Genomic DNA, 15,541 nt, shown 5'->3' on the forward strand with positions numbered 1-15,541 from the left:
CGCGCCCGCATCCTTATCGGTAAGGTCATCGTGAAGCCCATTCCTTTTACCGCCGCGGCGAGCGCGGCGTTTTCCCTGTGTCTGTCCGCGTGCGGCGGATCGACTCCGTCGACGTCGGGCGGCGTATACATGGGCCCGGTCGCGAACGCATCGGTGACCGTGCACGAGATCGCGGCCGACGGCACCGTCGCCGACAAGGCTTCCGCCATCGCCACGACCGGCAGCGACGGCACGTTCAAGCTGACGGGCACGCTGCGCTATCCGCTGCTCGTGCGCGTGAAGGGCGGCAGCTTCGAGGAAGAAGCGAACGGCACGGCGACGACGCTCGCCGGCGAACTCGACGCGGTCTATCTGAGCGCGCCTTCGCAGATGGTCGTCTCCGCGTATTCGAACGCGATCGTCGCCGATGCGCGCGCCGCGGGCGGTCTTATCGCGGGCAATATCGCGGCGGCTATGTCGCGCGTGAACGCGTTCGCCGGCGATATCGACGTGCAGCAAACCATGCCGGCACTCGTCGCGGCCGGCACGGCGTCGACGGTCACGGACGGCGCGAAGATGGCGCTCGCCCTCGGCGCGGAGTCCGAAAGCCGCACGGCCGACGGCAGCAGCATCGAGGCGAGCACGCAGGACATCGTCGCGCAGGCGGCCAACGGCGACACGCTGACGTCGTGTCACGCGGGCTCGGGCAACATCGCGGAAGACGGCACGGTGAGCGCGCCGGGCGGCGGCAACTGCTCGATCACGACGGGCGCGGCGACGTACATGTCGAATCCGCGCAACCGCTCGGGCATCACGTCGGTCGCACAGATCGAGCCGGTGATGCCAGGCGCGGTGCAGACCGCGAAGGGCAGCGCGAGCACGTGCGGCGACCGCGTCGCGCTTCTGACCGATAACCTCGCGCTCTTCGATGGCCGCCGAAACGACGTGCAGGCGAAGCTCACCGGCAAGCTGACGAAGACCAACTGGTCGACGCTCAAGACGCCGAGCAGCTGGGGGCCGCTCGCCGGCCAGTACGGCGCGATCCAGGCGCCCGCCGGGTGCGCGGATAGCGGCACGTTCCAGCGTGAACTGGTGATCGCGGTCGAGAATTACTGGGTCGATCAGAACATCAACTATTGCCACCACCATATTCCGGGCTGGCTGCCGTTCGACGATTCGTCGGAAGCCGATCCGAAATATCGCAACTCGTCCAAGGGCAGCACGTCGGGCGGAAAGACCGATCCGGCGCAGAAGTACGGCATGACGTGCACGGCGCAGCGCAGCGGCATCGACGGCTCGCAGGTCGTGCAGCGCAAGGGCGAAACGAACGCGGCCGCGCTCGAGCCGGCGCAGATTCAGTGGCACGGCGTCGACTGCTCCGACTTCACCGCGTGGGTCTACAACTTCGCGGGCTTGACCACGGACAATCGCGAAGTCGAAACCGGCATCACGACGCAGGCGTGCATGACGCCCGCGGGCGCCACGACGACGCCGAAATGGGCGGGCGTCAAGCAAATGGGCGTGTTGCTCGACATCAACCACGGCAATTTCGATGCGACGTCGAAGCTGCTGTTGCCGGGCGATCTGCTCTATATCACGCAGGCGCCGAAGAAGGTCAACGGCGTGACGGTGCCCGAAACGGCGACGTCGACGATCGCGTTGTCGCACGTCGTCACGTGGACGGGCAAGACGTGGTCGCAGTTGCGCAACGGGCCGGACGGCTGGCGCTACGATCCGGCGCACATCGGCGAGCCGGGTTCGCGTCTGGGCGGCGATCTCGCGTACATCCTCAACGACGACGACGTCGAGGCCGCGCTGAAGCGTCTCGATCCGTACATGATCATCGACAGCCATTACGCGGGTCCGGCGTATCGCCCGTTCTACGGCTGGTATCGCGGCAGCGTGTCGAACGCGCGACGCATCATCGATGCGGACGCGGCGCGCGCGAACCCCGAACTCGCCGATCTGATCATCGAGCAACGTTCGACGCGCGCGGCCACGACGACCACGCTCGGCCAGATCGTGCTGGCGTCCAATCGCGGTCTCAAGAACGGCTACACGCTGCAGTACACGCAAGGCAGCAACGGCGCGATCGCGGACTGCGAACGCGTGGGCATCGCTAAATAAAGCGGCGTAAAAGCCGTCAAGCAACGGCGCGGCAAGACCACGGACAGTCGCCTCTTCGGCGCACTGCTGGACGTTTTTGGCCGCGCCGCTTCGACTAGGCGAGGACGCCGCCGCGGCCGGGTAGCGTGTGTTCGAGGCCGCCCTCACGAGCGACCCTGTGTACGCGCCAAGCTACGGACATTACTTCCCGTACATGTCGAAATCGAAGTACCGTGCTTCGATCTTGCGATAGGTTCCGTCGCGCAGCATTTCGGCGAGGGCGCCATTCAACGCCTCACGCAGTTCCGGATCCGATTTGCGCACGCCGGCGGCGTCGCCGTCGCCCATGATCTTCGCGTCATAGACCACATCGCCCGCGAATGCGAAACCCTTGCCCGCGGGCGTCGCCAGAAAACCCAGCTTGCCCTGCACGGCATCCATCAGCACCGCATCGACGCGGCCCGCCGTCAGATCGGCATACGCCTGGTCGTAGCTCGGATACGCGACCACTTCGACGCCGGACGATGCCCACTTTTCCCGCGCATAGGTTTCCTGCACCGTGCCTTGTTCGACGGCCACCCGCTTGCCGGCGAGCTTCGACGCGTCGGGCAGCAGATGCGCGCTCTCCTTGGCGATGAGGCGTGTCTGATTGCGGTACAGCCGGTCCGTGAAATCGATCTGCTCGCGGCGCTTCGCGTTCGCTGCCATCGATGACAGGATCACGTCGAACTTGCGCGCCTGCAGGCCGGGGATCAGGCCGTCGAAGCTGCTTTGCACCCAGACGCACTTCGCCTTGAGTTTCGCGCACAGTGCATTGCCGAGGTCGACGTCGAAGCCCACGACCTGACCGTCCTTCGCGACCGATTCGAACGGCGGATAGGTCGGGTCGACGCCGACGCGGATCGTGCTCCATTCCTTGGCCGATGCCATCGTGCTGACGGCCATCAGGGCGAGCGCGGCGGCGGTCAACATCGTCTTTGCGCGGGTGGTCTTCATTGGGGGCTCCGTGTGTGGGGTGTCGTTTCGTCTGTCGTGGATGGATTCAACTGGGAAATTCGCCGCGTGCGAAGTCGTCGTCGAGCGCGATGGACTCGGCGATTTCATCGACCGTGACCGGCTTGATCGGCGCGCGGATGCGGTAGTAACCGACATCGCCGACCGCGCGCTCCTGCACCTGCGCGATCAGTTCGCCGACCGTCGTGCCGCACCATCGGCCCTGACACGGGCCCATGCCGCAGCGTGAGAATGCCTTCATCTGATTGGGTCCTTGGCAGCCCAACGCCGCGATCGCGCGAATCTCGCCCGCGGTGACTTCCTCGCACCGGCACACGATTACGTCGTCGGCGGGACGGCGCAGCGCGGCGGGCGGCGCGTAGAGCGCATCGAGCAGCGGACGCACGGCGAGATGGCGTTTCATCGCAAGCCGCGCAGGACGGCTGCGTGCATCGCGGGCTGGCGCATCGAGCGCGCCGAGTTCGCGCGCGATATCGAGCGCCGCAAGCGTGCCCGCGTGCGCGGCGGCCTTCGCCCCGCCGATGCCCGCGCCATCGCCCGCGATCCACACGTTCTTCACGCTGCTGCGCCCGCGCGCATCGGTGCGAGGCCGCCAGCAGGCCGACGACGCATCCCATTCGTGCTCGCAAGCGAGCGCGCGCGACAGTTGCGTCGACGGAATCACGCCCTGATGCAGCAGCACGAGCGACGTGTCGATCGATCGGGACGCGCCTTGTTCATCGACGAAACGCACGCGTTCGGCCCGTCCTTCGCCTTCGATCGAAAAAGCGCCAGCACGGCGATGCACCGGGATGCCCGCGCGCTTGACCGCGCGCATCATGCGCAGACCCTTGAGCAGATAGTCGGCGCCGGCGAGTGCGGGGAGCGCATGAGGCAGCGCGGCGCGCCAGGCATCGCGCGGTGTCGTGTCGATGATGGCCCGCACACGGCGTCCCGCATTCAGCAATTGCGATGCGAACAGCCACAAGAGCGGTCCGCAGCCGGCGAGCACGGCGTCTTGCGAGGGCGCCAATCCGGACGACTTCAGCAGCGTCTGCGCCGCGCCGACGCCCATCACGCCCGGCAAGGTCCAGCCGCGCACGGGCCACGGACGCTCCTGCGCGCCGGTCGCGACGAGCACCGCGCGCGCCGAAACGTCGAGCGTGCCGCCGGGCTCGCCGTCGTGCGCGCGGCGCGTGAGCATGGCGACGGCGCGGCCGTTTCCGGACTCGATCTGCCATACGACGCAGCGCGCGAGATGGGTCGCGCCGCTGGCCTCGAAAGCGTCGATCAGCGCGCGTCCCGCGAGATAGTCGTCGCCGAGCACGGATGCATCCGCGAGCGGAGACCGCGACGCGTTGCGATAGATCTGTCCGCCGGGCGCTTCGCCTTCGTCCGCGACTAACACCTCGAGGCCCGCGCGGCGCGCGACGATCGCCGCCGACATGCCCGCAGGCCCGGCGCCGATGATCAGCAGATCGCACTTCGACTGTGCCGGATGCCGTGTCATGCGAGTCTCGCCTTGCCGGACATCGGACGCACACGCATGCCTTCGCGCACGCGCGTCATGCACGCCTGCACGTTCGGCACGCCGTCGATTTCGACCAGACAGTCGAAGCACACGCCCATCATGCAGAACGGTCCGCGCGGTGCGCCGCTGACCGGCGTGTTCCGGCACGCCAGCGTGCCGCTTTCCAGCAGCGCCGCCGCGACCGTGTAATGCGTCGGCACCTGCCGATGCGCGCCGTCGATGTCGATGCACACCAGCGGCGTCGACAGCGTGGCGAGGGATTCGAAGTGCGTGGGCATGTCTAATTCGAAAAGCGCGTGGTGACGAAAGGATGAAGAATCGCGGGACGTGCGCCGCCCGCGATCCACGGTGCGATGACGTCCGCGTGCGCGGCGGCGAGCGTCACGCCGCTATGACAAATGGCGAGGAACGCGCCGGGATGCGCCGCCGATTCCTCGTAGACCGGCAGTCCATCCGGCGTCATGATGCGCAACGCGCCCCATGCCCGCACGATGCGCGCATGCGCGAGTGCCGGAAACGCGGTGCGTGCGCGCCGGGCGATATCGGCCATGACGGCGCGTGTCTGGCCGTCGTCGAAGCCGACCTGCTCGGCGGAGTCGCCGAGGAGCACGGAGCCTTCGCGCGTCTGCCGCACGACCAGCGTCGGATAGTCGAGAAACGGCGCGAGCCGCTCGGTCACCATGATCTGACCGCGCAGAGGCGTGATCGGCGCGTTCATGCCGACCATCGGCGCGAGGCGCTTGTTGTCGAGACCCGCGGCGAGCACGACGCGTCCGGCTTGCAGCATGCCGTGCGTCGTGTCGATCTCGAAGCGGCCCGCGCGAGGGCGAATCTCGCGCACCTCGCTATGCGGAAGATACGTGCCGCCGTGCGACGCAAAGGCCTGCTGCATGGCGCGCAGCGTGTAGAGCGGGCTCGCGTGGCCATCGTGCGGCGAATAGAGCGCGCCCGCAAGTTCGTCCGATGCCGAAGGCACACGCGCCTTGAGCGCGTCGATGTCGAGCACTTCGTAGTCGAGCGATGCGTCCTGCGCATGAATCGATTGGAGCAGCTGCCGGCCGGCTTCGAGCTGCTCGGCCGTCTCGCACAACTCGATGCCGCCGGGCCGTTCGAATCCGGCGTCGATGCCCGTTTCGCGCTTCAATTGCGCGGCGAAAGCGCTCCAGCGCTCCGACGACTCGCGCGACCATTGCGCATACGGCAGGCATCGTCCGCCTTTGCCCTGCACCCAGACAAGGCCGAAATTGCCGCGCGCCGCGCGATGCGCGGAGTCGGCTCCGTCGCACACGGCAACGCGCTGGCCCGCACGCGCGAGCCCGTAGGCGATCGCCATGCCGACGAGTCCGCCGCCCGCGACCACGAGATCGAACCGGCAGCATGTGTTATGGGCGAGATCGACGTGCATGAATTGCGCTTTGTGCCTGCATTGATGTATCGAGACGCAACTTTCGGCGGATAAAAAACGCCCGTCAAATGCCGAATGATCGGTCATCTATAATTCAATGTTATGGAAATGTCCGAGCTCAAAATCCGGCAGATCGAAGCGTTTCGCGCGGTCATGCTTCGACACACCGTCACGCGCGCCGCCGAGTCGCTGCATATCTCGCAGCCCGCGGTGAGCCGTCTTATCGCCGATCTCGAAAGCCGCGTCGGCTTCGTGCTGTTCGAACGGCAGCAGGGGAGGCTTGCGCCCACGGCCGAAGCGCGCGTGCTGTTCGAGGAAGTGGAGCGCGCGTTCGTCGGACTGGACCGGATCACGCAGGCGGCCCACCAGATTCGCGCGATGCGACGCGGTTCGCTGCGCGTGGCAGGGTCGCCCGCCGTCGCGCTCGATCTGCTGCCGGCGGTGATCGCGCGTTTCGTCGAGCAGCATCCGGGCATCGACGTGAGTCTGCTCGCGCACAGTGCGACGACGGTGGTCGACAAGGTTGCGTCCGGCCAGTGCGACGTGGGCCTGACCGCCGAGGCTATCCCGCATCCGGCCGTGAAGAGCGAGCGGCTTCCGAACGCGGTGATGCGATGTATCGTGCCGCGCGGGCATCGCCTGGCGCGCCGTGCATCGTTGAGTCCCGACGACCTGCGCGGCGAGCCCTTCGTTTCGTTTCCGCACAGCTTCGACGCCCGCGCCGCGATCGACCGCGTCTTCGTGGAAGCGGGCGTGACACGCAATCTCGTGATCGAGGCGCAGTTATCGCAAGCGATCGTGGCGCTGGTCGCCAATCGAGCGGGAGTCGCGCTCATCGACCCGGTGACGGCGGCCTACGCACGGCAACGTGTGGCGGTGAAGCGTTTCGCGCCTGCCGTGCACGATCATTTTTATATCGTGACGAATGCCTCCCGGCCCGTTCCCGTTGTGGCCGACGCGTTTTGCGACGCCGTGCGGGAGGCCTTCGGACGGGTTGTCGCTGAGGTCTGACTTCATGCGGAACTCGCCCCGGTTTCATCCGTGATGGATGTCGAGGCCAGCGCACGCTCATCACCGTGCAGCGACTGCCGCATCAGCCGCCAAGACGTCCGTAGCGAATCGAAACGTCAAGAATCTTAACGGTCCGCCGTTCCAACGTCTTGCAAAATCGCCCGAAGCCCCGCCCGACGGGGCTTCGGCGCATATGGCCCGGACCTTGCCTTATTGGCGGCTACACAACCCGGAGCCGCACATGATCGAACGAGGCCGAGCCGCCACGCTCACCCACACCGTCACATCCGCGGATCTCGCATCCGCCCACGCGCGCGACGCGTACGAGCGCTACCCCGACGTGCTGTCCACGCCCGCGCTCCTGTCGCTGATCGAGCGCGCTTCTGCCGATGTGCTGCGCGACGCCATCGGTGACGGGCAACTGTCCGTCGGCGTGACGACGCATCTCAACCATCTCGCGCCGACGCCGCTCGGCGCCGAAGTATCCGCGACGGCGACCTTCCGCGACATCGACGGCGCGCTGTACTGGTTCGACATCGTCGCCACCGATGCGGGCGGGCCGATCGGCACCGCGAGCCACGCGCGGGCGATCGTCGAGCGGTCCGCGATCGAAGCACGCGCCGCCAAACGCCGCCGCGCCGAATAACGCCAACACGACAGAGGACCACACATGAACGTAGCAGTTCATTTGCCGGCGCAGGGCGTCTACTTCGACGAAGCGTTCGAGACGCTCCCGCTCGACGAAGTGCGGCGTCATCAGGATGCGTTATGGGCGTCTCACTGGCCGTATCTGCGCGCGATGTCCGCGTTCTATCGCACGAAACTCGCGCGCTGGGCCGGCCGCGACGACATCACGCTCGACACGCTGCAGGAGATGCCCTTCACCGAGAAGGACGACTTGCGCGTAAGCCAGGAGAACGCGTCGCCGTATGGCGATTACGTCGCGTGCACGGAGAGCGGCATCGCGCGGCTGCATCGTACGTCGGGGACGACGGGACGGCCGCTGATCCTCGCCAACAGCGCGCGCGATGCCGCGGATATCGCCCGCGTCGGCGCGCGCTCGATGTGGGCGGCGGGACTGCGCCCGGAGCATCGCGTCGTGCACTGCCTCAACTACTGCATGTGGACGGGCGGCTTCACCGATCACACGATTCTCGAAGCCGCCGGCGCGACCGTCGTGCCGTTCGGCGTCGGCAACACGCGGCTTCTGATCGATTCGATCCTGAATCTCGGCATCGACGCGATTTCGTGCACGCCGTCTTATCCGGCGCTGATCGAGCAGGTGCTGCGCGAGACCGGCGGCCCCGCGCCGCGCGATCTGGGGCTGAAGCTCGGGCTTTTCGGCGGCGAGGCCGGTCTCGACAATCCGGAGTTGCGCGCCGCGATGGAGGAGAAGTGGGGCTTCGCGGTGCGCAATGCGAACTTCGGCCTTTCGGAAGTGCTGAGCATTCTCGGCGGGCAAACGGACTGGACGACCGATCTGCTGTATCACGCGGCGGACGTGGTGTTCGCCGAGATCATCGATCCGCACACGCTCGCGCGTCTGCCGATCCAAGCCGGCACGACGGGCGAACTCGTCTGCACGCATCTGCGCAAGCAGTGCCAGCCGCTCGTGCGTTATCGCACGCGCGACGTCGTCACGGTGACGGCCACCGACGCCGGCCCCGATGGCCGCAGCGCCTGGCGCTTTCGCGTGACGGGCCGCACCGACCACATGTTCAACGTGCGTGGCGTCAACGTGTTCCCGGGCGCGGTGCGGCTCGCGGTCGAGGCGTTGCCGCAATGGGCGTCGGGCATGTTTCGCATCGTGCTCAAAGGGCCGGGGCCATACGACCGCATCGCGATGACGGTCGAGGCCGCGAACGGCTTGCCCGTCGCACGCTGGAACGATGCCGCCGCGCGCATCGAGGCGGCCGTGCGCGAACGCATCGGCGCGAGCGCGGCTGTGACCATCGTCCCGTTCGAGCACTTTCCGCGCACCGAAGGCAAGACACGCTGGATCGACAGGGAGCCCGCATGAGCTACGTCAGGACACGCACGGAAGGACCGCTTCGGGTGGTGACGCTCGACCGCCCGGAGCGCATGAACGCGATCGGCGGCGCGCTGCTCGACGATCTGCACGAGGCGCTGCAAGAAGCGAACGACGACGCCTCGTGCCGCGTCATCGTGCTGACGGGCGCGGGCCGCGCGTTCTGCGCGGGCGACGATCTCAAGGAGTTCGGCGAGCAGAGCGCGACTGACGCAAGCATTCGTCTGCATATCGAGCGCATTCAGCGCATCACGCGCGATCTGATGTTCAACGCGAAGCCCGTCGTCGGCGCGGTGCATGGCTTTGCCGTCGGCGGCGGCTTCGAATGGATGCTCAATTGCGACATGGTCGTGGCGTCCGACGATCTCGTCGCGTTCTTTCCGGAGATGGCGTGGGGCCAGTTCGTCACGGGCGGCGTCACGCATTTGCTGCCGCAGGCGCTCGGCCATCAACGCGCAATGGAATTGTGGCTGCTCGGCGAGCGGCAAAGCGCGCAATCGCTGATGTCGATGGGACTCGTCAATCGCGTCGTGCCACGCGACGCCATGCTCGATACGTCGATCGCGCTGGCCTCGCGCATCGCGGAGCAATCGCCGGGATCCATCGCGCGGCTGAAGCGCCTCGTCACCACGCAATTGAGCGAATCGCTCGCACGGAGTCTCGAACTCGAGTTCGACGCGACGATCGACGCCTTCGCCGATCCCGACGCCGCCGAACGCGTCAAGCAGTTCGCCACGAGAAAGGAGCGCGCGCAATGAACCCCAAAGCCCTGACGTTCGATTACTTCGGCACGCTCGTCGATGTGGATCGCGGCGGCACGCTCGGCATCGCGGAAGTGTTGCGGCGTCTGTCGATCGAGACCGGCGACGCGATGTTCGACATCTATCTCGACTGGGATATTCGCAATGTGCGGCTGTATCGCGGGCAGGCGTATGCGCGTTACCGCGACGTGGCGGGCGAGGCGCTCGCCGCCGTGCTCGATGCGCGCTGGCCCGGCGCGCGCAAGGGCCACGCGCTGGACGAGCTGACCGACCTGTTTCTCGCGCATCTCGTCGAGGCGTCGCCCGCGCATGAGGACGCCGAGCCGTTTCTCGACTGGGCGGCGTCGCGCTATCCGCTGATGCCGATCACCAACATGGACAGCGACCTGTGGCGGCGCACGCAGCTCACCCGCTACTTCGAGCATGTGACGACGGCCGAGATGGCGCAGGCGTACAAGCCGTCCGAGGCGATCTTCAGGCTGGCGCTCGACCGCCTCGCGCTGCCGGCGCATGACGTGTTGCACTGCTCGCTCGCGAGCTGGGCCGACATCGACGGCGCGAAGCCGCTCGGCATGGCGGTCGCATGGATCAATCGCGGCGCGGACACGCTCGGCGCGTGGCAGCCGCGCCCGGATTTCGAGTTCGACACCTTGTCGCCGGTACGGGACCTTCTTGAGAATCTGACACTCACTGCGACGGGAGAATCACGATGAAACCGATGAAGACGGCAATCACGTTCATTGCATGCGCGGCGATGCTATGCGGCGCGGCGCATGCGCAGGAAGTCGTGAAGATCGGCGTGGCCGGCCCGCTGACCGGCAGTGCGGCGTCGAGCGGCAAGGACGACGAGCGGGGCGTGCGGCTCGCCATCGACGAATTGAACGCGAAGGGCTTCGCAATCGCCGGCAAGCCGGTGAAATTCGAGCTGATTTCGATGGACGATCAGGGCGATCCGAAGGTCGGCGTGAACGTCGCTCAGAAGCTCGTCGACGATGGCGTGTCGGCGGTCATCGGCCATTACAACTCGGGCGTGAGCATTCCGGCGGCGCGCATTTACAACGACGCCAAAGTCGTGATGATGACGGGCGCCTCTTCGAACCCGGATCTCACGCATCTCGGCTATCCGTACGTGTTCCGCCTCGCCACCAACGACAACGTGATGGGCGGGCGCATGGCGGTCTATGCGTCGAAGGTGCTGGGCGCGCAACGCGCCGCCGTTATCGACGACCGCACCGCCTACGGCACGGGCGTCGCGGACGTGTTCATCAAGACCGCGCAGAAGGAAGGCTTGCAGATCGTCGCGCGCGAGTACAGCACCGACAAGGCGACCGACTTCAAGGCCATTCTCACGCAGATCAAATCGCGCAATCCGCAGGTCGTGTTCTACGGCGGCTATTACGCGCAGGCCGCGACGCTCGCGCGGCAAATGAGCGAGCTCGGCCTGAGCGCGACGCTCGTCGGCGGCGACGGCATCTGTTCGCCCGAATTCGACAAGCTCTCGGCGGGCGTCGCGGACAAGCGCATGTTCTGCGCGCAAGGCGGCGCGCCGCTCGACACGCTGCCCGTGGGCAAGACCTTCCGCGCGAAGTTCAGGAATGCGTTCAGCGCCGATGTCGATACCTACGCGCCCGCGTTCTATGCGGCGACGCTCGTCGTCGCGGATGCGATGCGCAAGGCGGGATCGGCGAAACCGGAGGTATTCGTGAAGGCGCTGCGCGATCAGTCGTTCGACAGCATTCTGGGCCCCGTCAAGTTCGATTCCAACGGCGACTGGATCGATGCGCCTGTCACGGTGTACCGGCTGAACAGCGGGGCGCTCACGGCGATCGCACAGAAGGACTGAGCGCGCGATGCCGCGATGCGCGGGGCGGCGGGATTTTGTCCTGTTACATTCGAAGCCGTTGACCCACCGCATCGCAGGTAGATATGGCCACCGTCGCGCTCGATCCCAGCATCGCCACACTCGAGAGCGCGCTCGCGTCGCCCAGATGGCGCGATGCGCGCCGCCTGGCCGCGCGCGAGGCCGGCGCGTGCATCTTCACGCTCGATCGCAGTGGCCATGTGCTCGAACCGCTCGCGCACATTGGCGACGCCGCGCTCGATGCCTTCCTCGCGCGCTGTCCTTCGGCGGGGCTCGCCGCGCTCGCCGAAGCCGCCACCGTTTCATCGGACGGCCGCTGCGTGACGCTGGCGCTGCAGGACGCCGATGCATCGATCGCGCAGGCGTTCGCGCTGCGTGTCGATGCGCATGGCCGTCGGGTTTTTCTCGTCGCGTTGCGCTGGCGGAAGGCGGCGAATGAAGCGGCGGATGACGCGGCGGATGAAGCGGCGAATGAAGCGACGAATGAAGCGACCCCCGCGCCCTGGATCACGCTGCTCGGCGCGACGCTCGACGTGCTGCTGCAAAGCGCGTTCGACCTGGCCGCCTACGACACGCTCGTTGAGGAACAGCGCGCGATCATCGATCATATCGGCGATGGGCTGATGGTCATCGGACAGGGCCAAGTGTTGCGCCACGTCAATTCGGTCGCGGGACGCATTCTGGGCATCGATCCGCGGACGAGCATCGGCAAGACGCTCAACGAAGTGATCGATTTCGAGCCGATCGTCGGGCCGATCTATCGGACAGGTGTGGGTTACGTCGATCGCGAGCTCATCATCGATTCGCCCGCGCGCCACTTGCACCTGCTCGATACCGCTATCCCGATCAAGAATCGTTGCGGCGAAGTCGTGTCGGTGGTGAACACGTTTCGCGAGATGCGGCGCGTGCGCAAGATGGCGGGGCGCTACGCGGGCAATCACGCGCGCTTTACCTTCGACAACGTGATCGGCTCCAACGCGGGCCTCAAGCGCGCGGTCGATGCAGCGAAAAAGGCGGCGCGCGGCGCGTCGAACGTGTTGTTGTCCGGCGAAAGCGGCGTCGGCAAGGAAGTGTTCGCGCAGGCGATCCACAATGCGAGCGCGCGCGCCGCGCTGCCGTTCATCGCGATCAATTGCGCGGCGCTGCCCCATGCGCTGATCGAAAGCGAGCTCTTCGGCCACGCGCCCGGCAGCTTTACCGGGGCGGCGCGGGAAGGCCGTCCGGGCAAGTTCGAATCGGCGGACGGCGGCACGGTGTTCCTCGACGAAATCTCGGAGTTGCCCATCGACGTGCAGGCGAAACTCTTGCGCGTGCTGCAGGAGCGCGAAGTCACGCGCATCGGCGACACGCGCGGCATTCCCGTCGACGTGCGCATCATCTGCGCGAGCAATCGCGATCTCGCTTCGATGGTGCTCGCGAAGACGTTTCGCGAGGATCTGTACTATCGCTGCAACGTCATCGAGATTATGATCGCGCCGCTGCGCGAGCGTCGCGAGGACATTCGCGCGATGGCCGCGTTCTTCCTCGATCGATATTGCGCGCGCATGCACAAGCCGAGGCCCGAAATCGCGGAGCGGGCACTGCGGCAACTCGAAGCGCATGACTGGCCGGGCAATGTGCGCGAAATCGAGAATCTCGTCGAGAAGATCGTCAACTTCAACGAAGGCGAGCCTGTCGCGGATGTATCGGCGTTTTTGGGCGGCGCATCGGTTTCGCCGGCGCGCGGTGGGTCGGCCGAGCATCATGGCGAGCCGGTGTCGCTGAAGGAGGCGGAGCGCCTCGCCATCGAAAGTGCGTTGAAGGCGTGCCACCTCAATGTGACGCATTGCGCGAAGCTCCTGCAAGTGTCGAAGCCCGCGCTCTACGCAAAGATGAAGCGGCACGGCATTCGCGTCGAACGGTCGATTCGTCAACTGGACTGAGCGAGCGGGCTTTTCACGGCAATCAAATGGTGCGCTGCGATTGCCCCTCTGCCAGATCGGCGGCGAAGTCGCGATAGGCGTGCAGGGGACGGCCCAAAATGCCGACAAGGCGCTCGGCATCGCCGAGTTCGGGCACCATCCCGTCGCTGACGTAACGCTCGGCCATCAGGCGCATCTCGTACGCCATCCACTTTGGCATGAAGCTCGCCAGATTCTGCTCGAAGCCAGTCGGGTCGTCGCCACCGTAGCCAACGGGACGACCGAGCACGTCGGTCCAGATGGCGGCGAGTTGGGGGCCGGTCAGCGTGTCAGGCCCGACAAGGTTGATGACCTCCAGTGGAAGGTGAGCGGCCGCCTCGTCCCGACGGATCAGTTCGAGGGCCGCGACCTCCGCAATGTCGCGGGTGTTCACCATTGCGACGCCCTTCGTTCCGATAGGCATCGGGTAGACGTCGTGCTCGATGACCACGTCCTTGATCATCAGTTCGTTATCCATGAAGTACGCGGGCCGCAGGATAGTGGCGCTGAAGCCCATCGCCTCGATCATATGCTCCGCACCGGACTTGACGGCGAAATGCGGCACATTGACGAAGCGCTCTGCGTGCATCACCGACAGATACACGACGCGTTCGACGCCGGACTCGCGGGCGATATTCAGCGCGATCAGCGCCTGCGTGAATTCATCGCCCGAGACCGCGTTGAGCAAGAACAATGTGCGCACGCCGGCGAACGCGCGGCGAAGTGAGTCGATGTCGAGCATTTCGCCCTGCACGACACTCACGGCGCTGGGAAAGTCGGCCTTCGACGGATCCCGCACGAGTACGCGCACGTCGGCATTGCGACGCACGAGCTGGTCGACGACCTGGCGGCCGACACGGCCGGTGGCGCCGGTAACGAGAATAGTCATGGTGTTGCTCCTTGAGCGTGGTTGGGATGGCTCAAAGGTACGTGATCCAAATCTGGTCCGGAAGATGCTATAAAGAGACGACGTGTCTCACCAATGGAACGCTCGAATAGCGCGAATGGATCTTCTTGCTCTTGCTGATTTCAACCTCGTCGCTCGTTACGGAAGCTTCGGCGAGGCGGCTCGCGCCGCGGGTCGCCCGAAGGCGACGCTTTCGCGAAGGGTGAGCGAACTCGAAAGCGACCTTCAAATCCGGCTTCTCGAACGGGGACCGCGAGGCGTAAAGCTCACGCAGGAAGGACTGGCGCTCTATGAGCGCACCGGTGCGCTTCTCGCCGAGCTCAGCGCCAGTGCCGCAGCGATAGCATCGAGCAGCGAGCAGCCTCGCGGCCGCTTGCGAATCAGCGCACCCGCGCTTTTCTCGCAAATCGCCATGGGAAAACTGGTCGCCTCGTTCGCGCTGAAGTGGCCGGAGGTTCGATTGGAAGTCACGACGGAAGATCGCCCGGTCGACATGATCGAAGAAGGTTATGACCTGGTTATACGGGTCAACCCGGCTCCCGACGAGAATCTGGTTGGACGGATCATCCTGCACGACCGGCTCGTCGTCGTGGCGAAGCCCGGACTGGAGCCGCCCGAGGGAAAAGCGCGCGTGCCGGCAGTCATCCGTGGAGCGGCCGATCAAACGTCGTTCTGGGATGTCACCGGCGCCGAGGGGAGAAAGCGCATATTCGTCGAGCCATTCGCCAGACTGTCATCGCTCGTCATGGTGCGCGACACGGTCCGGCTTGGCGTTGGGATCGCGTGCCTGCCGCTGTCGCTCGTCAGCCGCGATATCGCCGCCGGTCGACTTTCACAGTGGGGCGAGCTGGACGGGTCCGACATCGCGCTGTGGGCGCTTTACCCTTCAAGGCGCTTTCTGAGCGCGCGCGTGTCCGCTTTCCTGAATCACCTCAAAGCATCGTTTCCCTCCGGCGCTCCGGAGGAATTGGCGGCGTTGATCGACGGGTAGGAGCGTCAGACGATGCGCTGATACGAG

General features: G+C 66.1%; 14 protein-coding genes. 9 read left to right on the forward strand and 5 right to left on the reverse strand.

Annotated features, from left to right (window positions below; genetic code table 11):
- Positions 1-9: 9 nt before the first annotated feature.
- Complete coding sequence (locus NCT05_RS34990) at positions 10-2,106, forward strand: hypothetical protein (protein WP_502801826.1); 2,097 nt, start codon at positions 10-12, stop codon at positions 2,104-2,106.
- Positions 2,107-2,286: 180 nt separating this feature from the next.
- Here the strand turns inward: NCT05_RS34990 and NCT05_RS34995 are convergent, their stop codons facing one another.
- From NCT05_RS34995 to NCT05_RS35010, 4 genes are read right to left on the reverse strand one after another with little or no spacing between them, the layout of a single operon-like run.
- Positions 2,287-3,081, reverse strand: a complete 795-nt coding sequence (locus NCT05_RS34995) for an ABC transporter substrate-binding protein (protein WP_175982149.1) — start codon at positions 3,079-3,081, stop codon at positions 2,287-2,289.
- 46 nt (positions 3,082-3,127) lie between these two features.
- Positions 3,128-4,588, reverse strand: a complete 1,461-nt coding sequence (locus NCT05_RS35000) for an NAD(P)/FAD-dependent oxidoreductase (protein WP_250504484.1) — start codon at positions 4,586-4,588, stop codon at positions 3,128-3,130.
- Positions 4,585-4,887, reverse strand: a complete 303-nt coding sequence (locus tag NCT05_RS35005) for a (2Fe-2S)-binding protein (RefSeq protein ID WP_008345641.1) — start codon at positions 4,885-4,887, stop codon at positions 4,585-4,587. The genes NCT05_RS35000 and NCT05_RS35005 overlap by 4 nt, the downstream gene beginning before the upstream one ends.
- A gap of 2 nt (positions 4,888-4,889) precedes the next feature.
- A complete protein-coding gene (locus tag NCT05_RS35010; RefSeq protein WP_250504485.1) occupies positions 4,890-6,014 on the reverse strand; it encodes an NAD(P)/FAD-dependent oxidoreductase in 1,125 nt (374 codons plus the stop codon).
- A gap of 102 nt (positions 6,015-6,116) precedes the next feature.
- Between NCT05_RS35010 and NCT05_RS35015 the strand changes: the two genes are divergently transcribed.
- From NCT05_RS35015 to NCT05_RS35045, 7 genes are all read left to right on the forward strand, one after another.
- Complete coding sequence (locus NCT05_RS35015) at positions 6,117-7,025, forward strand: LysR substrate-binding domain-containing protein (protein WP_175982147.1); 909 nt, start codon at positions 6,117-6,119, stop codon at positions 7,023-7,025.
- Between the two features lie 241 nt (positions 7,026-7,266).
- Positions 7,267-7,671 (forward strand): thioesterase family protein, encoded by a 405-nt coding sequence (locus tag NCT05_RS35020; protein ID WP_250442225.1) that lies wholly within the window; start codon positions 7,267-7,269, stop codon positions 7,669-7,671.
- A 24-nt stretch (positions 7,672-7,695) separates the two neighbouring features.
- Positions 7,696-9,045 (forward strand): phenylacetate--CoA ligase family protein, encoded by a 1,350-nt coding sequence (locus NCT05_RS35025; protein WP_250504486.1) that lies wholly within the window; start codon positions 7,696-7,698, stop codon positions 9,043-9,045.
- Positions 9,042-9,812: an enoyl-CoA hydratase/isomerase family protein gene (locus NCT05_RS35030; protein ID WP_033535650.1), complete on the forward strand. Its 771-nt coding sequence runs from the start codon at positions 9,042-9,044 to the stop codon at positions 9,810-9,812. Before NCT05_RS35025 ends, NCT05_RS35030 begins: the two co-directional genes overlap by 4 nt.
- Positions 9,809-10,528: an HAD family hydrolase gene (locus NCT05_RS35035; RefSeq protein WP_008345631.1), complete on the forward strand. Its 720-nt coding sequence runs from the start codon at positions 9,809-9,811 to the stop codon at positions 10,526-10,528. The genes NCT05_RS35030 and NCT05_RS35035 overlap by 4 nt, the downstream gene beginning before the upstream one ends.
- Complete coding sequence (locus NCT05_RS35040) at positions 10,525-11,658, forward strand: branched-chain amino acid ABC transporter substrate-binding protein (protein ID WP_250504487.1); 1,134 nt, start codon at positions 10,525-10,527, stop codon at positions 11,656-11,658. The genes NCT05_RS35035 and NCT05_RS35040 overlap by 4 nt, the downstream gene beginning before the upstream one ends.
- An 83-nt stretch (positions 11,659-11,741) precedes the next feature.
- Positions 11,742-13,598, forward strand: coding sequence for a sigma-54 interaction domain-containing protein (locus tag NCT05_RS35045; RefSeq protein WP_250504488.1), 1,857 nt, complete (start codon positions 11,742-11,744; stop codon positions 13,596-13,598).
- A 22-nt stretch (positions 13,599-13,620) separates the two neighbouring features.
- On the opposite strand, the gene NCT05_RS35050 is transcribed toward NCT05_RS35045, so the two are convergent.
- Positions 13,621-14,505 (reverse strand): SDR family oxidoreductase, encoded by an 885-nt coding sequence (locus NCT05_RS35050; protein WP_250504489.1) that lies wholly within the window; start codon positions 14,503-14,505, stop codon positions 13,621-13,623.
- Positions 14,506-14,620: 115 nt separating this feature from the next.
- Here NCT05_RS35050 and NCT05_RS35055 point away from each other — a divergent pair, with 115 nt between their 5' ends.
- Positions 14,621-15,514, forward strand: coding sequence for a LysR family transcriptional regulator (locus tag NCT05_RS35055; RefSeq protein ID WP_250504490.1), 894 nt, complete (start codon positions 14,621-14,623; stop codon positions 15,512-15,514).
- Positions 15,515-15,541: the final 27 nt, after the last annotated feature.

The organism is Caballeronia sp. AZ7_KS35, from assembly GCF_023631045.1.
Lineage (GTDB): Bacteria > Pseudomonadota > Gammaproteobacteria > Burkholderiales > Burkholderiaceae > Caballeronia > Caballeronia zhejiangensis.

What these genes read in the sequence shown, in the direction of transcription:
- NCT05_RS34995 (WP_175982149.1), bottom strand. Translation starts at nt 3,081, where the DNA reads ATGAAGACCACCCGCGCAAAGACGATGTTGACCGCCGCCGCGCTCGCC.
- NCT05_RS35000 (WP_250504484.1), bottom strand. Translation starts at nt 4,588, where the DNA reads ATGACACGGCATCCGGCACAGTCGAAGTGCGATCTGCTGATCATCGGC.
- NCT05_RS35005 (WP_008345641.1), bottom strand. Translation starts at nt 4,887, where the DNA reads ATGCCCACGCACTTCGAATCCCTCGCCACGCTGTCGACGCCGCTGGTG.
- NCT05_RS35010 (WP_250504485.1), bottom strand. Translation starts at nt 6,014, where the DNA reads ATGCACGTCGATCTCGCCCATAACACATGCTGCCGGTTCGATCTCGTG.
- NCT05_RS35015 (WP_175982147.1), top strand. Translation starts at nt 6,117, where the DNA reads ATGGAAATGTCCGAGCTCAAAATCCGGCAGATCGAAGCGTTTCGCGCG.
- NCT05_RS35020 (WP_250442225.1), top strand. Translation starts at nt 7,267, where the DNA reads ATGATCGAACGAGGCCGAGCCGCCACGCTCACCCACACCGTCACATCC.
- NCT05_RS35025 (WP_250504486.1), top strand. Translation starts at nt 7,696, where the DNA reads ATGAACGTAGCAGTTCATTTGCCGGCGCAGGGCGTCTACTTCGACGAA.
- NCT05_RS35030 (WP_033535650.1), top strand. Translation starts at nt 9,042, where the DNA reads ATGAGCTACGTCAGGACACGCACGGAAGGACCGCTTCGGGTGGTGACG.
- NCT05_RS35035 (WP_008345631.1), top strand. Translation starts at nt 9,809, where the DNA reads ATGAACCCCAAAGCCCTGACGTTCGATTACTTCGGCACGCTCGTCGAT.
- NCT05_RS35040 (WP_250504487.1), top strand. Translation starts at nt 10,525, where the DNA reads ATGAAACCGATGAAGACGGCAATCACGTTCATTGCATGCGCGGCGATG.
- NCT05_RS35045 (WP_250504488.1), top strand. Translation starts at nt 11,742, where the DNA reads ATGGCCACCGTCGCGCTCGATCCCAGCATCGCCACACTCGAGAGCGCG.
- NCT05_RS35050 (WP_250504489.1), bottom strand. Translation starts at nt 14,505, where the DNA reads ATGACTATTCTCGTTACCGGCGCCACCGGCCGTGTCGGCCGCCAGGTC.
- NCT05_RS35055 (WP_250504490.1), top strand. Translation starts at nt 14,621, where the DNA reads ATGGATCTTCTTGCTCTTGCTGATTTCAACCTCGTCGCTCGTTACGGA.